The 22,843-nt window shown below is 71.1% G+C and carries 16 protein-coding genes; 12 read left to right on the top strand and 4 right to left on the bottom strand.

What is annotated here, in order from left to right; translation table 11 throughout:
• Positions 1-147 precede the first annotated feature (147 nt).
• The 3 genes from tkt to ASG51_RS17535 all read right to left on the bottom strand — a co-directional run bounded on the left by tkt (position 148) and on the right by ASG51_RS17535 (position 4,980).
• On the bottom strand, positions 148-2,223 hold the full coding sequence (gene tkt / locus ASG51_RS17545) for a transketolase (protein ID WP_056382172.1): 2,076 nt from the start codon (positions 2,221-2,223) through the stop codon (positions 148-150).
• Positions 2,224-2,274: 51 nt separating this feature from the next.
• Positions 2,275-4,179, bottom strand: a complete 1,905-nt coding sequence (locus ASG51_RS17540) for a glycoside hydrolase family 15 protein (RefSeq protein WP_056213624.1) — start codon at positions 4,177-4,179, stop codon at positions 2,275-2,277.
• Between the two features lie 132 nt (positions 4,180-4,311).
• Positions 4,312-4,980 carry a hypothetical protein gene (locus ASG51_RS17535; RefSeq protein ID WP_156389777.1) on the bottom strand — a complete coding sequence of 223 codons (669 nt, stop codon included), beginning with the start codon at positions 4,978-4,980 and terminating at the stop codon, positions 4,312-4,314.
• Between the two features lie 322 nt (positions 4,981-5,302).
• On the opposite strand from ASG51_RS17535, the gene ASG51_RS17530 reads away from it, so the two are divergent.
• The 12 genes from ASG51_RS17530 to ASG51_RS17475 all read left to right on the top strand — a co-directional run bounded on the left by ASG51_RS17530 (position 5,303) and on the right by ASG51_RS17475 (position 20,952).
• A complete protein-coding gene (locus ASG51_RS17530) occupies positions 5,303-5,890 on the top strand; it encodes an ANTAR domain-containing protein (RefSeq protein WP_056213559.1) in 588 nt (195 codons plus the stop codon).
• A gap of 13 nt (positions 5,891-5,903) precedes the next feature.
• Positions 5,904-6,914, top strand: coding sequence for a CmpA/NrtA family ABC transporter substrate-binding protein (locus ASG51_RS17525; protein ID WP_056350651.1), 1,011 nt, complete (start codon positions 5,904-5,906; stop codon positions 6,912-6,914).
• A gap of 410 nt (positions 6,915-7,324) precedes the next feature.
• On the top strand, positions 7,325-8,614 hold the full coding sequence (locus ASG51_RS17520; protein ID WP_056382167.1) for a CmpA/NrtA family ABC transporter substrate-binding protein: 1,290 nt from the start codon (positions 7,325-7,327) through the stop codon (positions 8,612-8,614).
• Entirely contained in the window at positions 8,614-9,477 is an 864-nt protein-coding gene (gene ntrB, locus ASG51_RS17515) for a nitrate ABC transporter permease (RefSeq protein ID WP_056213565.1), read from the top strand. The genes ASG51_RS17520 and ntrB overlap by 1 nt, the downstream gene beginning before the upstream one ends.
• Positions 9,478-9,489: 12 nt before the next feature.
• Positions 9,490-10,284 carry an ABC transporter ATP-binding protein gene (locus tag ASG51_RS17510; RefSeq protein WP_056272007.1) on the top strand — a complete coding sequence of 265 codons (795 nt, stop codon included), beginning with the start codon at positions 9,490-9,492 and terminating at the stop codon, positions 10,282-10,284.
• A gap of 17 nt (positions 10,285-10,301) precedes the next feature.
• Complete coding sequence (locus ASG51_RS17505) at positions 10,302-11,522, top strand: FAD-dependent oxidoreductase (protein ID WP_056350654.1); 1,221 nt, start codon at positions 10,302-10,304, stop codon at positions 11,520-11,522.
• 11 nt (positions 11,523-11,533) lie between these two features.
• Positions 11,534-13,324 carry a NirA family protein gene (locus ASG51_RS17500; protein WP_056382165.1) on the top strand — a complete coding sequence of 597 codons (1,791 nt, stop codon included), beginning with the start codon at positions 11,534-11,536 and terminating at the stop codon, positions 13,322-13,324.
• A complete protein-coding gene (locus ASG51_RS17495) occupies positions 13,321-14,922 on the top strand; it encodes a sulfite reductase subunit alpha (RefSeq protein WP_056382163.1) in 1,602 nt (533 codons plus the stop codon). Before ASG51_RS17500 ends, ASG51_RS17495 begins: the two co-directional genes overlap by 4 nt.
• Positions 14,923-15,039: 117 nt before the next feature.
• Positions 15,040-17,712, top strand: coding sequence for a nitrate reductase (locus ASG51_RS17490; protein WP_056382360.1), 2,673 nt, complete (start codon positions 15,040-15,042; stop codon positions 17,710-17,712).
• 39 nt (positions 17,713-17,751) lie between these two features.
• A complete protein-coding gene (gene cysG / locus ASG51_RS17485; RefSeq protein ID WP_056382161.1) occupies positions 17,752-19,245 on the top strand; it encodes a siroheme synthase CysG in 1,494 nt (497 codons plus the stop codon).
• Positions 19,246-19,365: 120 nt separating this feature from the next.
• Entirely contained in the window at positions 19,366-19,947 is a 582-nt protein-coding gene (locus ASG51_RS17480; RefSeq protein ID WP_056382160.1) for an SCO family protein, read from the top strand.
• A gap of 120 nt (positions 19,948-20,067) precedes the next feature.
• Entirely contained in the window at positions 20,068-20,952 is an 885-nt protein-coding gene (locus ASG51_RS17475) for a dihydrodipicolinate synthase family protein (RefSeq protein WP_056382157.1), read from the top strand.
• A gap of 12 nt (positions 20,953-20,964) precedes the next feature.
• Here the strand turns inward: ASG51_RS17475 and ASG51_RS17470 are convergent, their stop codons facing one another.
• A complete protein-coding gene (locus tag ASG51_RS17470; RefSeq protein WP_244480182.1) occupies positions 20,965-22,836 on the bottom strand; it encodes a glycosyltransferase family 2 protein in 1,872 nt (623 codons plus the stop codon).
• Between the last annotated feature and the right edge of the window lie 7 nt (positions 22,837-22,843).

The following is a 22,843-nucleotide window of genomic DNA, read 5'->3' as shown; positions in this document are numbered from 1 at the left end:
CATCACCGGTTCTGTGCATCTCCCCCCAACGAGGGGCGGAGAGGATGGTAGGGTGGGGCCGGTCACGCTGACCGGCGGGGGAAGCTGGCGGCGCCGACTCGGCCCTCGGCCCTCCCCCAGAAGGGAAGGGGAAAACGTTCGCGCCGCCTACTTCCTGTGTCGAGCGATCTGATCGCGGGCGGCCTGGAGCACCTTCTCGGGGGTGAAGCCGAACTTCGTCTGCAGGTCCTTGATCGGCGCCGAGGAGCCGAAGGTGTGCATGCCGATGATCGTGCCCGCCGAGCCCGCAAAGCGGTCCCAGCCGATCACCGAGCCCTGCTCGACGGCGACGCGGGCCAGTACCTCGGGGATCAGCACGCTGTTGCGGTAGCCCTCGTCCTGACGCTCGAACAGGTCCCAGGACGGCATCGAGACGACGCGGGCCTTGACGCCCTCTGCCGTCAGCGCCTCGTAGGCCGAGACACAGAGCTGTACCTCCGAGCCCGTGCCGATGAGGATGACCTCTGGCGTTCCCTCGCAATCGGCGAGGACATAGGCCCCCTTGGCGGTGCCGGACGCCGCGGCGTACGTCGACCGGTCCAGGGTCGGCAGCGGCTGGCGGCTCAGCGCCAGCACCGCCGGCTGATCCTTCAGGCTCATGATCACCCGATAGGATTCCGCGACCTCGTTGGCGTCCGCCGGGCGGAGGGTGACGAGCCCCGGGATCGCCCGCAGCGTCAGCAGTTGCTCCACCGGCTGGTGGGTGGGACCATCCTCGCCGACGCCGATCGAATCGTGCGTGAAGACGTGGAAGACCGGCACCTCCATCAAGGCCGCCAAACGGATCGGCGGGCGCATGTAGTCGGCGAAGACCAGAAAGGTGGCGCCGTAGGCGCGCAGACCGACGAGGCCCAGGCCGTTCACGATCGAGCCCATCGCGTGCTCGCGCACACCGAAGTGGATGTTGCGGCCACCCGGTTCGAAGGGTGTCAGAGAGCCGGCTCCCTCGAAGGTGAGATTGGTCTTGTTGGACGGCGCGAGATCGGCCGAGCCGCCCAGCATGAACGGCACGTGCTGCGCGATGGCGTTCAGCACCTTCCCGGAGGACTCACGGGTGGCAAGGCCCTTGGCGTCCGCTTCGAAGACCGGAATGTCCTTGTCCCAGCCGGCCGGCAACCGGCCCTCGAGATAGGCATCGAGTTCCTCGGCATGCACCGGGTCCGCGGCCTTGGCCTCGTGGAAGAAGCCCTCCCAGGTGGCGTAGAGTTCGGCACCGCGCTTGCCGATGCCATTGCGGAAGTTGTCGTAGACCCCGTCGGGCACCAGGAACTGCGCGTCCTCGGGCCAGCCATAGGTACGCTTGGCCCCCTTGACTTCGTCCTCGCCGAGCGCGTCCGAGTGGGCCTTGGCGGTGTTCTGCTTCTTGGGCGCGCCGTAGCCGATGATCGAGTTGACGACGATCAACGTCGGGCGGTCGCTGGACTGGAGGAAGGTCTCCAGAGCCGACGAGACCGCGTGGACATCGTTGGCATCGGCCACGCGCAGGACCTGCCAGCCATAGGCAAGGAAGCGGGCCGCGACCTCCTCGGAGAAGGCGAGTTCGGTGTGGCCCTCGATCGTGATGGTGTTGTTGTCGTAGATCCAGCACAGGTTCGACAAACGCAGGTGCCCGGCGATGGAGGCCGCCTCCGAGGCGACGCCTTCCATCAGGTCGCCGTCCGAGCAGATGGCGTAGACGTTGTAGTCGAACAGCGGCAGGTCGGGCCGATTCAGGCGCTCGCCGAGAAAGCGGCCGCCCATCGCCATGCCGACGGAGTTCGCCACGCCCTGACCGAGGGGACCGGTCGTGGTCTCGACGCCGGTGGTGAAGTGGTACTCGGGATGGCCGGGAGTCCGGCTGTCGAGTTGGCGAAAATTCTTGAGGTCGTCGATGGTCAGGGCGGGCGCGTTGCCGCCGTCCTTCTCGGTCACGCCGGCGAGATGGATCAGGCCGTAGAGCAGCATCGAGGCGTGACCGGCCGAGAGCACGAAGCGGTCGCGATTGGGCCAGTGCGGGTGCGCCGGGTCATAGCGCAGGTAGCGGTTCCATAGGGTGTAGGCCACCGGTGCCAGCGCCATAGGGGCGCCGGCATGGCCTGAATTGGCCTTCTGCACCGCGTCGATGGCGAGCGTCCGGAGCGTGTCGATGCTGAGCTTGTCGATCTCGCTCAGGGCCGCGTTCGGCTTGGTATCTGCTCCGCTCATCTCTCGTCGTCCTTCATCTGTGGGCTTGTTCGCCTGGAGCGTCCGAAACGCTCAGGCGTCGCACCGTTGGGGTGCAGGCGTGGTCGCACCCGGAGATTCGGCTTCCGCAGAGCCGCTGCTCCGCTCCCTGGCCGGCCCCTTGGCCCGGCTGTAGTTGAGAATGGTGTTCACCAGCGTGACGTGGCTGAAAGCCTGCGGGAAGTTGCCCACGAGGCGCCGGGCCTTCACATCATACTCCTCCGCCACCAATCCGACATCGTTGCAGACGCCGATCAGCCTCTCGATCAGCGCACGCGCCTCGTCGCAGCGCCCGAGACCGATGAGGTTGTCGGCGTACCAGAACGAGCAGGGCAGGAACGCGCCCTCGTCGCCGGGCAGACCGTCGGTGGTCTGGTTCTCGGTGTCGTAGCGCAGCACGAAGCCGTCGCGCATCAGGGTGTGCCCGATGGCCTCCACGGTGCCGACCACCCGCGGGTCGTCCTGGGGCAGGAAGCCCATATGGGCGATGAGCAGCAGGCTCGCGTCGAGTCGCTTCGAACCGTAGGACTGCACGAAGCTGTTCAGCTCAGGGTCGAAGCCCTTGGCGCAGACCTCCGCGTGAATCTGCTCGCGGATCTCGCGCCAGCGCGCCACCGGCACGTCACGAGCCTCCTTGGGCCGGTGGCTCAAACCGGTGGTCCGAATCTCATCCTGCTCGCGGGTCTCGGCCTCCTCGAAGGAACGGATGGCCCGATCGAAGGCGACCCAGGCCATGACCTTCGAGTGAACGAAGTGCCGGCGTCCGCCGCGCACCTCCCAGATGCCCTCGTCGGGCGTACACCAGACCTTCTCGAGATGGCGCAGCAGCGCTTCGCCGACGCGCCAGCCGTCGGCATCGCCCTGGAGGCCGCGTTGGTGCGCCTGATAGAGCGCGTCGAAGATTTCGCCGTAGACGTCGAGCTGGAACTGCTCCACCGCCGCGTTGCCGATGCGCACGGGCTTCGAGTTCTCGTAGCCGGGCAGCCAATCGAGCTCGATCTCGGGCAGCATGCGCTCCCCGGCGATGCCGTAGAGGATGTGCGCCTGCTCCGGGTTCCCAGCCACGGCGCGCACCAGCCAGTCGCGCCAGGCGCGGGCCTCGTCGAGGTAGCCGCCATCCATCAGGGCGATCAGCGTGAAGGTGGAATCGCGCAGCCAGCAGAACCGGTAGTCCCAGTTGCGTACGCCGCCGAGATCCTCCGGCAGGGACGTGGTGGGCGCGGCCACGATGCCGCCGGTCGGCTGGTAGATCAGCGCCTTCAGGGTGAGCAGCGAGCGCTTCAGGATCGCGTCCCAGGGTGTGCCGGAAGCAGCGCGGCTGGACCAGTCGCGCCAGTAGCGATCGGTCTCGAACAGCACCTTGCGCGGCTGGATCGGCGCGGGGTCGTCCTCATGGGATGCCCCGTAGCTCAGGGTGAAGGCCACGCTCTGACCGGCTTCCACCGTGAATTCCGAGACGGTGGTCTGATCCTGGCCGAACGTCGGCACTAGGGTGCGCAGCACTACCTTGTGCGGTCCGGAGATCGCGCGGAGATCACCGAGTTCGTTGTGCGAGACCCAGGGCACCGCCAATCCGTAATCGAAGCGGACGCGAAGGCGCATCCGCATGGGCACGGTCCCCTCGAGCCCCTCGACGATCCTGACGAGATGCGCGCCATCGTTGGCCGGCATGTAGTCGGTCACCCGCACGACGCCGGCGGCGGTCTCGTGCCGGGTCTCCAGGACGAGGCTGCCCTCGCGATACTGGCGCGTCGTGGCGGCCGCATCCATAGGGCCGAGCTTCCAGTAGCCGTGATCCTCCGTGCCGAGCAGGGCGGCGAAGCAGGCGGCGGAATCGAAGCGGGGCCAACAGAGCCAGTCAACGCTGCCGTCGCGGGCGATCAGCGCAGCGGTACGGCCATCGCCGACGAGCGCGTAATCCTCGATCCGTCCGGCCATCCAGGTCCTCGTCCTCGCGACGTCGACCGTCACGGGGCCGCGCAGCATCGCTGAGCGTCCACGTAGTCTTCGAAGGCGGCAGGGTCCAGGGTCAGGGGCGCTTTTGCTGGCCCGCCAACGCTTCGAAAGCGTTCAGCGGAGGCGCCCGATCCAACCGGAGACGGCGGCACCGAGGGTTGCGGTCTCCGCGCCGAGGGCCGCGCCCTGGTCGCTCACGAAGGTACCGGCGGCGGCGGTCTTAGCGCCCATGAAGGCGCCGGCAGCGGCGCCCGCCTGGGTCACCGCGCGGATCGTCGGCGCGAACGGCAGGGTGAGGTCGGGCAAGGTCGCGTCAGGCAGGCCGATCCCGGGCAGCACGCCCTCGTCCCCCTCGGTGGCGGCATGCGAGACCTCGGCCTCGGCCGCGAAGGGCAGGGCCTTCTCGCGAACCTGCGGCGGTCTCGCTGGGGCCTGCGGTGCCCTCTCGGAAACCTGCGGCGCCTTGTCGGTGGTCGGCGCGACCTTGGCGGCTGCAAGGCGGGGATGCTCGAACCCGCGCGGAGCGGCGAGGCGGGCAGGCCGAGGCACGGTCCTGTGGGCTTGGGCGGCGGGCTCGGCCTGGGCGACGATGACCAGTGGGAACTGGGACTGGAAGGCAAGAGGGGCCGGGATGAAGGGCGCCACCGCCGTCGCCTCCGGTGCGGCAGCCACCGCTGTCGCCGGAACTGAGGCCGGTGCCACAGGGGCCGGCTCGTGGCAGAGATAGGAGGCTGCCCCGAGGATCACCGCCATGGCCAGCGTCGGCAGGAGGGGCGGCGTCACGCCACGCGCGGAACCCGATTCGAACGCCGTCTGATCGGGGGGCGTGCAGCCTGACATCCGGGGCACCTCGCTGTGCGTTTCAGCAACCGGTCCGATCGCCAGCGCCATTAGCCGGGCCGTTTGCGGCGGAACCTGGGCTGTTTCCTCTCCAAACGGTAATGTTTCGCCGGGCATGCGGCTTGCTCTTCCGGTGATGACGCTCAGGTTCCCCGCCTTCCGAACGCCACGCCCGCGCCCACCGCGTCATGTGCCTTGTCATCCCCTCGACCGGCATGCGACCTGCCGGGACCGCCCCAACCCCGATTCGCGTCCCCGCACACCGATGACCGAGCCGACCCTGACCGTCGCCGTAATCGACCCGAGCCGTGCCCGCGCCGCGATCCTCGAGGAGGGCCTCATGGCGGCGGGCTTCACCCGCGTCGTGGTCCTGCCCGACACCGCCGACCTGCCGGCCCGGGTGGCGGCCCTGAACCCGGACGTGGTCGTGATCCACCTGGAGAGCCCGAGCCGGGACATCCTGGAGCAGATGTCGGGCCTGTCCCGACACGTGGAGCGGCCGGTGGCGATGTTCGTCGACCGCTCGGACGTGCCGATGATGCAGGCGGCGATGGATGCGGGCATTTCCGCCTACGTCGTCGACGGATTGCAGCCGCAGCGCATCCGCTCGATCCTCGACGTGGCGATCCTGCGCTTCAACGCCTTCGCGCGGCTGCAACGCGAATTGTCGGAGGCGCGGGGTGAGCTCGCCGACCGCAAGCTCATCGAGCGGGCCAAGGGTATCCTGATGACGGCCAAAGGCCTCTCGGAGGAGGAGGCCTACCGGACGATGCGGCGCAAGGCCATGAACGAGAAGCGGAAAATCGCCGACATCGCCCGCGCCATCGTGACCGCGGCGGATCTCCTGGGATGAGAGGCCTGCCCCGATGAGACTCGCTCTCGGATACGTGCCGCTCATCGACGCGGCGCCCCTGATCGCCGCCGTGGAGGGGGGCTTCACCGCCGCCGAAGGCCTGGCGGTGGACCTCGTCAGTGAGCCCTCCTGGGCGACGCTCCGGGACAAGCTGGCGCTCGGGCACCTCGACGGCGCGCACATGCTGGCGCCCCTCGCCCTCGCCAGCGCCCTCGGCATCAGCGGGCCGGAGACCGACCTGGTGGTGCCCCTCGGGCTCAGCCTCAACGGCAATGCGGTCACGGTCTCGCGCCCGCTCTGGGCCGAGATGGCGCCGGAGGCCGACGATCTCGACTCGATGGCACGCGCGTTTTCCCGTGTCGCACGCGTGCGGGTCACACAGGGTCGACCCCTGACGCTGGGCACCGTGCACCCCTTCTCGTGCCACACCTACCAGCTCCGGATGTTCGCGGCCCGCGGCGGGCTCGACCTCGACGCCGCGACCCGGCTGGTGGTGATCCCGCCGCCCTGGATCGCCCAGGCCCTGCGCTCCGGGCAGATCGACGGGTTCTGCGCCGGCAGCCCCTGGAACAGCGTGTCTGTGGCCGAGGGATACGGCCGCATCGTCGCCCTCGGCTGCGAACTGGCCCCGGACTGCCCGGAAAAGGTGCTGGCGCTGCCAGCCTATGCGGCGGAGACGAGTGCGGCCCTGGTCCGCGCGGTGCGTCGGGCCGGGCGCTGGTGCGCGGCGGCCGAGAACCGGGGCGAGCTGGCAAGCCTGCTCGCCCATCCGAGCCATCTCGGCATCGATCCGGGCCTCGTCCGCCGGGCCCTGGCCGGCACCGTGGTGGTCGATCCGGACGGGACCGAGCGGCCCGCGTCGCGCTTCGTCGTGTTCGGCGCCGCGGCCGAGCGGCCGGTTCCCGACCAGGCCGACTGGCTCCTCGACCAGATGGGACAGGCCGGTCAGATCACGCCCACGCCCGCCCTGTCCGCCCGTGCCCGGGCGATCTACCGGCCCGACCTGTACGCAGCCGCCGGCTGAGAGGCCGCTGCCGCGGGCATCGGCAGGGTGCCCGCGGATTGTGCAGCGCAGCGCGTGGCGCGCAGGCAGGCAGACCGGGCGGCCGATCTCGCGGTCCGGCCTGGTTTCTCGCATCCGCACGGGCTCCGAAACCGAAGGCGGCCGCTGAGACGTTTCTGACAAAAACCTTTGATCGGAACCGGTTGGAGCGCATCCGGGATGCCCGGCATCGCAATGGTCCGGCGGCCGTACCAGACTTGGCACGCCCCGTGCAAAGCATCGGGGGCTCGCCAACGATGACGAGCCTTATCCGTCGGCAGAGCCGCTGACCCGAGTCCCCCACGGAACGCCGATCGTGCGTTCGATGGATGTGCTTGGTCGGCGGTTTTTTTCTTTGGCGGATGTCCATGATTGCGAGGGTTTCGGGTTCGATGACTGACGGTGTCCGCAACAACCGCCGTGACCTCCTGAAGGGGGCCGCCGCGACGCTGTCCCTGGCGGCCCTCGCCCGCACGGCCCTGCCGGGGGGCGCCTTCGCGCAGGGGGCCGGCCCCGAGGTGAAGGGCGCCAAGCTCGGGTTCATCGCCCTCACCGACGCGAGCCCGCTCTTCGTGGCCAAGGAGAAGGGCTTCTTCGCCAAGCACGGCATGCCCGACGTCGAGGTGCTCAAGCAGGCGAGCTGGGGCACCACCCGCGACAACCTCGTCCTCGGCTCCGAAGGCAACGGCATCGACGGCGCCCACATCCTGACGCCGATGCCCTACCTGATCTCGGCCGGACGGGTGACGCAGAACAACGTGCCCGTGCCGATGCAGATCCTGGCCCGGCTCAACACCAACGGCCAGTGCATCTCGGTCGCCAAGGAATACCTCGACCAGAAGGTTGCCCTGGACGCCAAGGTGTTCAAGGCGGCGATCGAGAAGAAGAAGGCCGCCGGCAAGTCGGTCAAGGCGGCCATGACCTTCCCGGGCGGCACCCACGACCTCTGGATCCGCTACTGGATGGCCGCCGGCGGCATCGACCCGGACAAGGACATCGAGACCATCGTCGTGCCGCCGCCCCAGATGGTGGCGAACATGAAGGTCGGCACGATGGACTGCTTCTGCGTCGGCGAGCCGTGGAACGCCCAGCTGGTGCAGCAGGGCCTCGGCTACACCGCGCTCACCACCGGCGAACTCTGGAAGGACCACCCCGAGAAGGCCTTCGCCATGCGGGCCTCCTTCACGGAGAAGTACCCGAACGCCACCAAGGCTTTGCTGATGGCGGTGCTGGAAGCGCAGGCCTGGTGCGACCGGCCCGAGAACAAGGACGAGGTCGCCGCCATCGCGGCCAAGCGCCAGTGGATGAACGTCCCGGTCTCGGACGTCGCCGGCCGCATCAAGGGCACGATCGATTACGGCGACGGCCGCGTGGTCGAGAACAGCCCCTTCGTGATGAAGTTTTGGAACGACAACGCCTCGTATCCCTACCAGTCTCACGACCTCTGGTTCCTCACCGAGGACATCCGCTGGGGCAAGTTCGACGCGCAGACCGACACCAAGGCGCTGATCGCCAAGGTGAACCGCGAAGACCTCTGGCGCGAGGCGGCCAAGGCCCTCGGCGTCACCGCGATCCCGGCCTCCACCTCCCGCGGAAAGGAGACCTTCTTCGACGGCAAGGTCTTCGATCCGGCCGATCCCGCCGCCTACCTGTCCAGCCTCGGCATCAAGAGGATCGCGTGATGGCCAACACCACCACCCTCGCGGCCAGCGCCGCCGCCGCGCCGGCCAAGCCGAAGCGGGCGCCCCTCGTCACGATGGCCACCCTGAACACCATCGCCAAGAACCTGATCCCGCCGGTCGTGGTGCTGATCGCGTTCCTGGTGATCTGGGAGATGCTCTGCTCGCGCCCCGGCGCCGGCCTGCCGCCGCCGTCGCGCGTCGTCACCGAGGCCTGGGACATCATCGCCCACCCGTTCTACGACAACGGCGGTACCGACAAGGGTCTGTTCTGGCACATCTCCGCCAGCATCCAGCGCGTCGCCCTCGGCTTCGCCCTGGCCACCGTCGTGGGCATCCTCACCGGCACCCTGATCGGGCAGTCGGAATGGGCCATGCGCGGCCTCGACCCGATCTTCCAGGTCCTGCGCACGATCCCGCCGCTGGCCTGGCTCCCGCTGTCGCTCGCCGCGTTCCGGGACGGACAGCCCTCCGCGATCTTCGTGATCTTCATCACGTCGATCTGGCCGATCATCATCAACACGGCGGTGGGCATCCGGAACATCCCGCAGGACTACCGCAACGTGGCGGCGGTGCTGCGCCTGAACCCGCTGGAGTTCTTCGCCAAGATCATGCTGCCCTCGGCGGCCCCTTACATCTTCACCGGCCTGCGCATCGGCGTCGGCCTGTCCTGGCTCGCCATCGTGGCGGCCGAGATGCTCATCGGCGGCGTCGGCATCGGCTTCTTCATCTGGGACGCGTGGAACTCCTCCCACATCTCCGAGATCATCGTCGCCCTCGTCTATGTCGGGATCATCGGCTTCATCCTCGACCGCTTCGTCGCCTTCGTCGGCACCCTGGTCACCCGCGGCACCGCGACGGCCTGAGGAGGGATTCCCATGAGCTATCTCAGCATCGAGAACGTCGGCATCAGCTTCACCCGCGCGGGCCGCACCAACGAGGTCCTGCGCGACGTCAGCGTGAAGATCGACAAGGGCGAGTTCGTCTCGCTGATCGGGCATTCGGGCTGCGGCAAGTCGACGGTGCTCAACATCGTGGCCGGCCTGCTCAAGGCCTCCACCGGCGGCGTGCTCCTCGAAGGCAAAGAGGTGAACAGCCCCGGCCCGGACCGGGCCGTGGTGTTCCAGAACCACTCGCTCCTGCCCTGGCTCACCGTGCGCGAGAACGTGGCGCTCGCCGTCGACAAGGTCTTCAAGGGCAAGAAGTCGAAGGCCGAGCGCAACGCCTGGATCGACCACAACCTGGCGCTCGTGAACATGACCCACGCCGCCGACCGGCGCCCGAGCGAGATCTCGGGCGGCATGAAGCAGCGCGTCGGCATTGCCCGCGCCCTCGCCATGGAGCCGAAGGTGCTGCTCCTCGACGAGCCCTTCGGGGCCCTGGACGCGCTCACCCGCGCCCATCTCCAGGACTCGCTGATGGACATCCATGCCCGGCTGAAGAACGCCGTGATCATGATCACCCACGACGTCGACGAGGCGGTGCTCCTCTCCGACCGCATCGTGATGATGACCAACGGCCCCTCGGCCACGGTGGGCGAGATCCTGACCGTCGACCTCGAGCGGCCGCGCCGCCGCCTCGATCTCGTGGAGGACGCGACCTACACCCACGCCCGCGCCGAGGTGCTGGAGTTCCTCTACGCGCGCCACGCCAAGCCCGCCATCGCGGCCTGACGGACGGATCGCGAGCGATGCGGGAACGGCTGGTGGTGATCGGCAACGGCATGGCGTCGTTGCGCTTCCTGGAGCGCCTGACCGAGCGGGCGCCGGGCCTGTACGACGTCACCGTCGTCGGGGCGGAGCCGCAGGCGGCCTACAACCGCGTGCTGCTCTCCTCGCTGCTGGGCGGCGAGGTCGACGAGGCCGGTTGCGCCTTTCGGGGCCTCGACTGGTACGCCGATCACGGCATCCGCCTGATCACCGGCGCGCCGGTGACCGCGGTCGACCGCGAGAACGGCCTCGTGATCGTCGGCGAGACCCACGTCCTGCCCTTCGACCGGCTCGTGCTCGCGGTGGGCTCCCTACCGATCCGGTTGGCCAAGCCCGGCATGGACCTGCCCGGCGTGCTGACCTTCCGCGACCTCGCGGACGTGGCCGCCATCCGCCGGGCGGCGGTGGAGCACGCCCGGGCCATCGTGATCGGCGGCGGGCTCCTCGGCCTGGAAGCCGCCGTCGGCCTTGCGCGGCTCGGCGTCGACACCACGCTCCTGCACGTCATGGACCGGCTGATGGAGCGCCAGCTCGACCACGCCGCCGCCGGCCTGGTGAAGCGGGCCATGGAGGCGCGCGGCGTCAGGGTGCTCCTCAAGGCCGACACCGCGTCGGTCGAGGGGGAGGGCCGGGTCGAGCGCCTGATCCTGTCCGACGGCACCGTGCTGCCGGCCGACCTCGTGGTGATGTCGGTGGGCGTGCGGCCCAACGTGGCGCTGGCCCAGAATGCCGGGATCGCGACCGCGCGCGGCATCCTGGTGGACGATCGGATGCAGTCGTCGGATGCCCGCATCTCCGCGCTGGGGGAGTGCGCCGAGCACCGGGGCCAGGTCTATGGCCTCGTGGAGCCCGCCTACGAGCAGGCCGAGGCCCTGAGCCGCCACCTCATGGGCGAGGACGCGGCCTATCTCGGCACCGCCCTCTCCACCAGCCTCAAGGTCTCGGGCCTGCCCGTGTTCTCCGCCGGCCAGATCGAGGCGCCGGAGGGGGCCGAGACCGTGCTGATGTCGGATCCCGGCCTCGGCCTCTACCGCAAGCTCGTCGTCGCCGAGGACCGGCTGCTGGGCGCGGTCTTCGTCGGCGACATCGCCGAGCAGGGCTGGTGCAAGGAGCTGATCCGCACCGGCGCCTCGATCGCCGAGCACCGCGACGACCTCCTGTTCGGGCGCCCCGCGCCCGCATCCCAACCCCTCGCAGCGTGAGGAGGCTACCCATGGCCGATGCATTCAACGCCGAGCAGAAGCGCTATCTCGAAGGCTTCGCCTCCGGCATCAGTGCCGCCCGGATGACCGGCGGCCTGGCGCTCGCGCCGGGCGCCGCCGCCGCCCCGGCCGAGCCCACCGGCCCCGACGCGATCCACATCAGGGCGCAGGACGCCACGGTGAAGGCCGGCGGCAAGCTCTGCGAGCAGGAGAAGTGGAAGCGTGCCGAGAACCCCTTCGACGGCCACAACCGCCTCATCGCCGAGGCGCAGACGGGCAAGGCTCCGAAGCCCGAGGACAACTTCCGCTGGCGCTACCACGGGCTGTTCTGGGTAGCCCCGGCCCAGAATTCCTACATGTGCCGGCTGCGCATCCCCAACGGCATCCTGCACCACTGGCAGTTCGCCGGCATCGCGGATCTGGCCGACGCGCATGGGGGCGGCTATGCCCACGTCACCACCCGGGCCAACCTGCAGGTCCGCGAGATCGCCCCCGAGCACGGCCAGCCCTTCCTCGACGGGCTGATCGACCTCGGGTTGACCGCCCGGGGCGCCGGCGCCGACAATATCCGCAACGTCACCGGCTCGCCGGTGGCCGGCATCGATGCGCAGGAACTCCTCGACACGCGGCCGCTCGCCAAGTCCTGGCACAACCACATCCTCAACGACCGCTCGCTGTTCGGCCTGCCGCGCAAGTTCAACGTCGCCTTCGACGGCGGCGGCGTGATGCCGGTGCTGGAGGAGACCAACGACATCGGCTTCCAGGCGGTGCGGGTGCTGGAGGGCGCGAGCGTCGCCCCGGGCGTGTGGATGCGCCTCGTGCTGGGCGGCATCTCGGGCCACCGGGACCTCGCCCGCGACACCGGCGTCGTGCTGAGGCCGGAGGATTGCAACAAGGTCGCCGACGCCATCCTGCGCGTCTTCATCCAGAACGGCGACCGCACCAACCGCAACAAGAGCCGGATGAAGTACGTCCTCGACGCCTGGGGCTTCGACAAGTACCTCGCCGCCGTCGAGGCGGTGCTGGGGACCACGCTCGACCGGGTCGACCCGGCCCACATCGCCTCGCGCGGGCCCATGGACCGCTTCGCCCACGTGGGCGTCCACAGGCAGGTCCAGGACGGCCTGAACTGGGTCGGCGTGATCCTGCCCGTCGGCAAGATGACCACCGACCAGATGCGCGCCCTGGCGGCGATCGCGTCCCAGTGCGGCGACGGCGCCATCCGCATGACCGTCTGGCAGAATTTCCTGTTTTCCGGCGTGCCCGACGCCAGGGTGGCGGAGGTCCGCGCCCGCGTGGCGGCCCTCGGCCTCACCACCGAAGCGTCGAGCATCCGCGCCGGCCTCGTCGCCTGCACGGGTAACCGCGGCTGCAAGTTCGCCGCCTCCGACACCAAGGGCCACGCCCTCGTCATCGCCGACCACATCGAGGCGAACCTGACGGAGCTCGACGTTCCGGTGAACGTCCACCTCACCGGCTGCCACCACTCCTGCGCCCAGCACTACATCGGCGACATCGGGCTCATCGGCGCCAAGGTCGTGGTCTCGGAGGAGGGCGACACGGTCGAGGGCTACGACATCGTGGTCGGCGGCGGCTTCGGCGACAGCCCGAAGATCGGCACCGAGATCTGGAAGGCCGTGCGGGCCGAGGATTGCCCGGCCCGCATCGAGGCGCTGCTGCGCAGCTACCTCGCCCGGCGCATCGGCCCGGAGGAGAGCTTCCAGGCCTTCACCGCCCGCACCGGCCCCGAGTCGCTGCGCCACATCGCCGAAGAGCAACCCGTCCTGAAGGCCGCCGCATGAGCGAGCACGTCACGCCCCCCCTGGTCCTCATCCCCGAGACCGCCCCGTTCGACCCGGACCAGCGCGCCTGGCTCTCGGGCTACTTCGCCGCCCTGCTCGGCCCCGCGGTGGAGGGCGCCACGGCCCTCGCACCCGGCGAAGCGCCCGGCGGCGCGCAACAACTCGCGGACAACGACGACGCGCCCTGGCACGATCCCTCGCTGCCGCTGCCCGAGCGGATGGCGATGGCGAAGGAACGGCCCGAGCCGCAGAAGCTGATGGCCGCCATGGCGCAGCAGGATTGCGGCCAGTGCGGCTACAACTGCGCCGACTACGCCAACGCGATCTTCCTCAAGAACGAGGAGCGCCTGAACCTGTGCCAGCCCGGCGGCAAGGACACGCTCCGGATGCTGAAGAAGCTCGAGGAGGAGTTCGGGGCCGGCGGCGGCGGCGCGCCGAAGACGTCCGAGGACGCCGCCCCCAAGGCCGCTCCCGCGCTCGGCCCCCTCGGCTACTGCCGGGAGAACCCCGTGGAGGCGACCTTCGTCTCGCGCACCCGCCTCAACGCACCGGGGGGCGAGAAGGAGACCTGGCACGTCGAGATCGACCTCACCGGTACGCCGATCGACTACGTGGTCGGCGATTCCCTCGGTCTGTTCCCCGCCAACGCCCCGGCCCTGGTCGACGCGGTGATCGCCGAGCTCGGCGCCCGGCCCGAGCGCCGGATCGGGGCCAAGACCCTGCGCGACCGGCTGCTGACCGACTACGCCCTGGGCGGCGCGCCGGACGGGCTCTACCAGCTCCTCTCGCTGCTCACCGCGGGCGAGGCCCGCCGGAAGGCGCAGGCGCTGGCCGCCGGCGAGGACCCGGACGGCGACGCCGCCCATCTCGACGTGCTGGGCGCCCTCCACAAGTTCCCCGGCGCGCGCCCCGACGCGGAGGTGTTCCTGGAGGCGCTGGACGAGCTGCAGCCGCGGCTCTACTCGATTTCGTCCTCGCCGAAGGCCGATCCGGGCCGGGTCTCGCTCACCGTCGACGCGGTGCGCTACAGCCACCGCTCGCGCCTGCGCCTCGGCGTGGCCTCGACCCATCTCGGCGAGCGCATCCCCGAGGGCATGCGGGTCAAGGTCTACCTGCAGAAGGCGCACGGCTTCGCCCTGCCGGAGGATCTCTCGAAGGACGTCATCATGGTCGGGCCCGGCACCGGCATCGCGCCGTTCCGCGCCTTCCTGCGCGAGCGCGACGCGACGGCAGCGCCGGGGCGCAACTGGCTGTTCTACGGCCACCAGCGCCAAGCCTCGGACTTCTTCTACAGGGACGAGCTCAACGCCCTGAAGGACCGCAAGGTGCTCACCCGCCTGTCGCTGGCCTGGTCCCGCGACGGGACCGAGAAGACCTACGTCCAGGACCGCATGCGCGAGACCGGCGCGGAGCTGTGGACCTGGCTCGAGGGCGGCGCGCATTTCTACGTCTGCGGCGACGCCAAGCGCATGGCCAAGGACGTGGAGCGGGCGATCATCGACGTCGCCGGCCAGTTCGGGGGCAAGAACCCCGACGAGGCCGTGGCCTACCTCGCCCACCTCAAGAAGACCGGCCGCTACCAGGCCGACGTGTACTGAGGCGCAGCCCCTCCCCCTCGCGGGAGGACGGCCGCGGAGGGGGTGGACGAGGCCCCGCCCCGCGCCCCCCGACCCTTGCTCCACGCCACGACCCCGCTCTCCGCCGAGGATTCCGCCATGACCGCGCACGTCCAGGCACCGCCTGCCTCCGTCAAGACCACCTGCCCCTATTGCGGCGTCGGCTGCGGGGTGGTCGCCACGCCGGACGGGCAGGGCGGCGCGGGCATCGCCGGCGACACCGCGCACCCGGCCAACTTCGGCCGGCTCTGCTCCAAGGGCTCGGCGCTGGGCGAGACGCTCTCCCTCGACAACCGCCTGCTTCACCCGCAGGTGGACGGCGTCCGGGCGAGCTGGGAATCGGCGCTCGGCACCGTGGCGGGGTCCCTGCGCCGGATCGCCGAAGAGCACGGGCCGGACGCGATCGCGTTCTACCTCTCGGGCCAGTTGCTGACCGAGGACTACTACGTCGCCAACAAGCTCGCGAAGGGCTTCCTCGGCACCCCGCACGTCGACACCAACTCGCGCCTGTGCATGTCGAGCGCGGTGGCCGCCCACCGGCGCGCCTTCGGCTCGGACACCGTGCCGGGCTGCTACGAGGACCTGGAGGAGGCCGACCTCATCGTCCTGGTGGGCTCGAACACCGCCTGGTGCCACCCGATCCTGTTCCGCCGCATGATCGACGCGCGGGCGAAACGCGGCACCAAGCTGGTGGTGATCGACCCCCGCCGCACCCAGACCGGCGCGGAGGCCGACCTCTTCCTCGGCCTGAAGGCCGGCACCGACACGGCCCTGTTCTCCGGCCTGCTGGTGCACCTCGCCAGCACCGGCTCCCTGGACTACCGTTTCGTCCTCGACCACACGAGCGGCTTCGACGGCGCCCTGGAGCGGGCGCGCGCCATCGCGCCGACGATTCCCGCCACCGCCGCCGCCACGGGCCTGTCGGAAGCCGACGTGGCCCGGTTCTTCGAGCTCTTCGCGCGGACGAAGCGCGTCGTCACCGCCTTCTCGCAGGGGGTGAACCAGTCGGCGCAGGGCACCGACAAGGGCAACGCGATCATCAACTGCCACCTCGCCACCGGCCGCATCGGCCTGCCCGGCGCGGGGCCGTTCTCCCTCACCGGCCAGCCCAACGCCATGGGCGGGCGCGAGGTCGGGGGCCTGGCCAACATGCTGGCCGCCCACATGCACTTCACCCCCGAGGAGGTGGACCGGGTCCGCCGCTTCTGGTCGGCGCCCAACATCATCACGGGCGAGGGCATGAAGGCGGTCGCCCTGTTCGAGGCGATCGAGCGCGGCAAGATCAAGGCCCTCTGGGTGATGGGCACCAACCCGATCGTGTCGATGCCCCGCGCCGACCGCATCCGCGCGAGCCTGAAGGCCCTCGACCTCTACGTCGTCTCGGAGGCGGTGGCCGACAGCGACAGCGCCCGGGCGACGGGACGCCGGACCGTGCTGCTCCCGGCCCTGGCCTGGGGCGAGAAGGACGGCACGGTGACGAATTCCGAGCGCCGGATCTCGCGCCAGCGCAGCTTCCTGACACCGCCCGGCGAGGCCCGGGCCGACTGGCAGATCATCTGCGACGTCGCCAAGCGCCTCGGCCACGGCGAGGCTTTCGCCTATTCGGGCACCGCCGCGATCTTCCGGGAGCACGCCGGCCTCTCGGCCTTCGAGAACAACGGCACCCGCGACTTCGACCTCGGAGCCGTCAGCGACCTGGCCGACGCGGCCTACGCCACGACCGCCCCGCTGCAATGGCCGCTGCCGAAGCGCGGCAAGGCGCGCGCCCGGCTCTTCGCCGACGGCCAGTTCTACACCTTCGACAAGCGCGCCCGCTTCGTGGCCGTGCAGACCCCGACGCTCGCCGAAGGCGTGAGCGAGGCCTATCCCCTCGTCCTCAACACCGGCCGGGTCCGCGACCACTGGCACACGATGACGCGGACGGGAAAGAGCCCGCGCCTCTCGGCCCACCGCGCGGTGCCCTTCGTGGAGATCCACCCGGACGATGCCGCCGCCCTCGGTCTGAAGGACGGGGACCTCGCCCGCCTCAGCACGCCGCACGGCAGCGCGACCCTGGAGACGATGGTCACCGACGCGGTGCGGCGGGGCGACCTGTTCGCCGCCTTCCACTGGAGCGCCGCCACCGCCTCGGATGCACGCGTCGGCGCCCTGGTGCGCGGCGTGCCCGATCCGGTCTCGGGCCAGCCCGAGCTGAAGGCGACCCCGGTCGGCCTCGCGCCGGTGCCCTATCGCAACCGGGGCTTCCTGCTGACCCGCGGCGAGCACACCCTGCCGGGGGGCTGGTGGTGGGCGCGGGCCACGATCGCCGGCGGCTCGGGGCTGCAATTCGCCACGCAGGAGAGCTCCCGCGCCGTGGCGCTGATGATGCGCGGCCTGTTCCAGGGCCACGAGCTCGCCGAATACGCCGACCACGCCCGCGGACGCTACCGCTGCGCCGTCTACGAGGCCGGCCGCCTCGTCGCCTGCCTGGCGCTGGGCCCCGCCGAGGCCCGCCCGGGCTGGGACGAGGCCAAGGCGCTGTTCGCGGACCCGGAGCCCGCGCCCGCGGCCCGACGCGCCCTCCTGACGGGCCGCGCCGAGACGGCCTCGGCCGGTCCCACCGTCTGTGCCTGCCACGGGGTCGGCCTCGACGTCATCACGGGGGCCATCGCCGCGGGGGCCGGCACCGTCGAGGCGGTGGGCGCCGCCTGCAAGGCCGGCACGAATTGCGGCTCGTGCATCCCCGAGATCCGCAAGATGCTGCCCGAGGCGCTTGCGCGCAACGCCGCATAGGCTCACTTTCGGCCGAATCGACACCCATCTCCGAGCCTCATGAGCACGCCCCGCATCCCCCGTGAAACCCGGCCCGCCGGCACCGAATCAACGCGCGGCGGAGCCCCGGCCGGCCTGGAGCCCTTGGCCGTCCTGCCGGTCTTCGTGCCGCTGCAGGGCAAACGCGCGGTGCTGGCCGGCTCCAATGGCGGTGCGCCCTGGAAGGTGAAGCTGCTCGCCGCCGCCGGGGCCCACGTAGACGTCTATGCGCCCGAGCCCAGCGACGAGCTGCGCGCGGTGCCGGGCGAGATCGTCGCGGGCTCCGTCACCCTGCACGAGCGCCAGTGGCACGCCGACGACCTTGCGGGGTCCGCCTTCTGCATCGGCGCCATGGAGGACGAGGACGACTGTATCGCCTTCGTGGCCGCCGCCCGGGCGACCGGCGCCATCGTCAACGCGGTCGACCGGCCGCATCTCTGCGACGTGAAGTTCGGCGCCATCGTCAACCGCTCGCCCATGGTGGTGGGCATCTCGACAGAGGGCGCCGCCCCGGTCTTCGGCCAGACCGTGCGGGCCCGGATCGAGGGCATGCTGCCGCGCGGGTTCAAGGCCTGGATCGGCGCCGCCCGCGACTGGCGCGAGGAGGTCACGAGCCGCTTCCACGGCTTCTCGGACCGCCGCGCCTTCTGGGAGCGTTTCACGGATCGGGCCTTCGCGGAGCCCGACCGGGTGCCGACGGACCGGGACCTCGCCGAGCTCCTGGGGCAGACCGAGGCCGCGCCGAAGGGCGGGGCCGTGACCCTCGTCGGCGCCGGCCCGGGGGACGCCGAGCTCCTCACCCTCAAGGCCCTGCGCGCTTTGCGCAACGCCGACGTCATCCTGTACGACGATCTCGTGGCGCCGGAGATCCTCGACTATGCCCGCCGCGAGGCCCGCACCATGCTGGTGGGCAAGACCGGGCACGGCCCGTCCTGCCGGCAGGACGACATCAACGCGCTGATGGTGCAGCTCGCCAAGTCCGGCAAGCAGGTGGTGCGCCTGAAATCCGGAGACCCCCTGGTGTTCGGCCGGGCCGGCGAGGAGATCGATGCCTGCCGGGCCGCCGGCATTCTCGTCAGCGTGGTGCCGGGTGTCTCCGCGGCGCAAGGGGCGGCGGCCTCGCTCTGCGTCTCGCTGACCCACCGCGACGCGGCGCGACGGCTGCAATACGTCACCGGTCACGACCGGCGCGGGGCCCTGCCCGAGGACCTGAACTGGGGCGCGCTGGCCGATCCGAGCGTCACCACCGTGGTCTACATGCCCAAGAAGACCCTCGGGGTGCTGCTGGAGCGGGCGATCGCCGAGGGCCTCGCCCCCGCGACTCCGGCCCTTCTCGTCTTCAACGCCACCCGCCCAAACCAGCAGGTGGTGGAGGGCACGGCCCAGGATCTCGCGACCCGGGTCGAGGCCGCCGGCCTCGACGGTCCGGCGCTTCTCATGGTGGGCGACGCCCTGCGCCGCGGGGACGCCGAGGCGGCGATCGCCGCGATCGAGCCGGACAAGCTCGCCATCTGAGGCAGGACCAGCCGGGCGACGTTTGGTGGCGACGGTTTGGTGGCGACGGTTTGGTGGATTGCCCGGAGGCGGCGCCTGTGGTCTGAAGCCGCCACATCCCTGGATCGCAAGGCCGTTCCCATGCGTCGCACGCTCCTGCCCCTCCTCGCCTTCGCGATCGGCCTCGTGGGGCTCTGCGTCGCGGCCTTCGTGGTGCTGGCGCCCAAGACCCAGGAGGGCGGGACGAGCAGTGTCGGCGGCCCCTTCCTCCTGACCAACCAGGACGGGCAGCGCGTCACCGAGCGCGATTATGCGGGCCGGACGCATCTCGTGTTCTTCGGCTTCACCCACTGCCCCGACGTGTGCCCGACCACGCTGCAGCAGATCGGCGACGTGCTCCAGGCCCTCGGACCGAAGGGCCAGGACGTGCGCGCCCTGTTCATCGCCGTCGATCCCGAGCGCGACACGCCCGCGGCCCTGAAGACCTACCTGGCGAGCTTCGACCCGCGCATCGTCGGCCTGACCGGCTCGCCGGAGGAGGTGAGCGCGGCGGTGAAGGCCTACCGGGCCTATGTCCGCAAGGTGCCGACCAAGGACGGCGACTACACGATGGAGCACACCGCCCTGGTCTACGTGATGAACGGCCAGAACCGCTTCCTCAACGCGCTCAATCTCGCCCGCCCGCCCCAGGAGGCGGCGGCCGAGCTCGCCAAGATGCTTTAGGTACGCAGGTGCTGTAGGCACGAGGCTGTCAGGATCGCGTGGCGCCGCGGGGCGCCGGGCCGTCGGCCCTGACGACGGCGGGGGCCGGTGCCTCCCCGAAGCGTCCGCCCCGGAGCGACCATGACCGTCCTGTCGGCCTTCCCGATCACACCCTCGAACGCCGACGGCCAGGTGGACCTCGGCGCCTTGCAGGCTCTCCTGCAGCCCCTGGTCGCGGCCGGGGTCGGCTCGATCGGCCTGCTGGGCAGTACCGGCACCTATCCGTTCCTGGCGCGCCACCAGCGCCGCCGGGCCGTGGAGGCCGCCGTCGCGGCGGTGGCGGGCCGCGTGCCGGTCCTCGTCGGGGTCGGCGCCCTGCGCACCGACGAGGCGGTGCGGATGGCCCAGGACGCCAAGGGCGCCGGGGCCGAGGGCGGGCTCCTGGCGGCGATGTCCTACACGCCGCTCACCGAGGATGAGGTCTTCGTGCATTGCGAGACGGTGGCGCGGGAATCCGGCCTGCCGCTCTGCCTCTACGACAATCCGGGCACCACCCATTTCCGGTTCACCCCGGCCCTCGTCGGCCGCCTCGCCCGGGTTCCGGGCATCGTCGCGATCAAGAGCCCGGCGCCGGAGCCGGGCGGGGCGGCGGAGCATCTCGGCGCGCTGCGCGCGGTGGTGCCGGCCGGGTTCTCCCTTGGCTACAGCGGCGACTGGAACGCGCTCGCGGCCCTGCTGGCGGGGGGCGAGGCCTGGTACAGCGTCGTCGCCGGGCTGTTCCCGCGGCCCGCCCTGGCGATCGTCAGGGCCGTCGAGGCCGGCGACACCGCCGAGGCGCAGCGCCTGAACGCCCGGCTCGCGCCGCTCTGGGACCTGTTCCGGACCTATTCGAGCCTGCGGGTGATCTATGCCTGCGCCGATCTTCTCGGCCTCTGCCGCGCGGCGCCGCCGCGGCCGATCCTGCCGCTGGAGGGGGAGGCGCGCCGGCGGGTGGCCGACACCCTCGCGGCGCTGGAGCTCGGCTGAGCCGGACCGCCCTCACTGCGGGCGCAGCGCGCCGGTGCGGGAGGTGCGGGCGAGGCCGTGCTCGGTCTTGTTCCAGCGGTTCGGTGCGCGGACGAGCTCGTACAGCCCCGACCAGGCGGCGAGGCTGATGAGCAGGAAGTAGACCGGCATCCCCGGCACGGTGGTCAGGAGGTCGAACCAGCCGCGCCGGACGCAGCCGAGGGCCGCAGGCAGCAGCATGGCGAGCAATCCGGCGACGAACAGGGTGACGGAGGCGCCGGTGGGGAGGTTCGCCCAGAACCCGCCCTGGGCCGGGGACCCGTTCCACGCGAAGGCCGCGAAGTCGTAGGCCGCCCGGCCCATCAGGAACGGGTAGGCGAGGGCGGAGATCACCGTCCCGGGCACCAGGGCGACGGCGCAGAGGGTGCCGAGGGGGCCCAGCTGCCGAAGCGTCCGGCGGGGGGCGCGGGCGTGGGTGAGGCTGGTCTGCAGGAATCCCTTCATCCAGCGGGTACGCTGGTGCAGCCAGGGCCGGACCGCGCGCGGCGCCTCCTCCAGGGTGTCGCTGCGCAGGTCGCCCACGCGGTAGCCCGCCCGCGCCAGGCGGATGCCGAGGTCGGCATCCTCGGTGACGTTCCACGCGTCCCAGCCGTGGAGTTCGCGCAGGACGCCGGTGCGAAAATGCGTCGAGGTGCCCCCGAGGGGAATCGGCACGCGCCAGGAGGCGAGGGCCGGGATCAGGACGTCGAAGAGGGCGGCGTACTCGATGGCGAAGCAGCGCGTCAGGCGTCCGTCGTCCATGTTGTCGATGACGAGGCGGCCCTGGAGGCAGGCCGTGATGCGGGAGGCGCGGGCGAAGCGGGTGGCCGCCGCGCGGAGCTGACCCGGGTCGGGCACGTCCTCGGCGTCGTAGACCACGAGGCAGGCCCCGCGGGCCAGGGGCAGGGCGGCGTTGAGGGCGCGCGGCTTGGTCCGGGGCAGGCCCGCCGGCACCCGGACGATCTCGAACCGGGCCGGAAGCGCCGCCGTCGCCAGGGCCGCGTCGGTCTCGCGGTCGTCGGCCTCGATCACCAGCTTGATGTCGAGCTTGGCCGCCGGGTAGTCGAAGCGCGACAGGGCCGCCACGAGCCGTGGCACGACCGGAGCCTCGCGGTGCAGCGCCACCAGCACCGTGTAGACCGGCAGGGCAGTGTCCGGCAGCGCCGCCTCGGGCGGCCGGTCCGCCTCGACGCTGACGGCGGCGATGCGGACCGTGACCATGACGAGGAAGCCGAGCTGCATCAGGGTCCAGGCGCCGACCAGCACGGGGGCGGGGAGGAACGCCGCGGCGATGCCGACGGCCCCGAGGACAAGGCCCGCGATGGCGAGGTGCGGCCCCTGCGTGTCCGCCCCCAGCGCCCAGTCGGGCCGGTGGCGCTGGAGCGTATCGGCGGCGGCGGCCGCGATGCCCACCGGGTTGGCGGCGAACGCCGCCGCCTGCAGGGCCCGCGGCGTGGTGATTGCCGCGCGCGTACCCGTCCGCAGCAGCGCAGCGATGGCGGCCCCGCGCGGGGCGCGGACCGTGGCGGGACCCGGGGCCATCAGGGGCGCGACCCCGGCCACGAGGCTGTCGGGATAGCGGGTGCCCTCGCCGAGGCGCAGGTCGCCGGCCAGGAACGGGACGCCGAGGGCGGCTGCGAGGCCGCGGTAATAGGCCTCCTCGGTGATCAGGTCGGCGTGAATCAGGGCCGCGGCGGCATCGGTGCCGCAGGTCCGCGCCAGAGCGGCGGCCCGCGCCAGGCGGCCCGCATCGAAGCCCTGGCGCGCGAGGAACGCGATCTCGGGCGGCAGGGGTTCGGGCGGCAAGGGGTCAGACAGCAGGGGCGCGGTCCGGCCGTCGGGGGTGCTGAAACCGCGAAGCGACACCGTGCGC

Origin of the sequence: Methylobacterium sp. Leaf465 (assembly GCF_001424705.1) — a bacterium.
Taxonomy (GTDB): Bacteria; Pseudomonadota; Alphaproteobacteria; order Rhizobiales; family Beijerinckiaceae; genus Methylobacterium.
The sequence above is the reverse complement of the archived record's forward strand: the minus strand, read 5'-3'. Positions and strand labels throughout refer to the sequence as shown.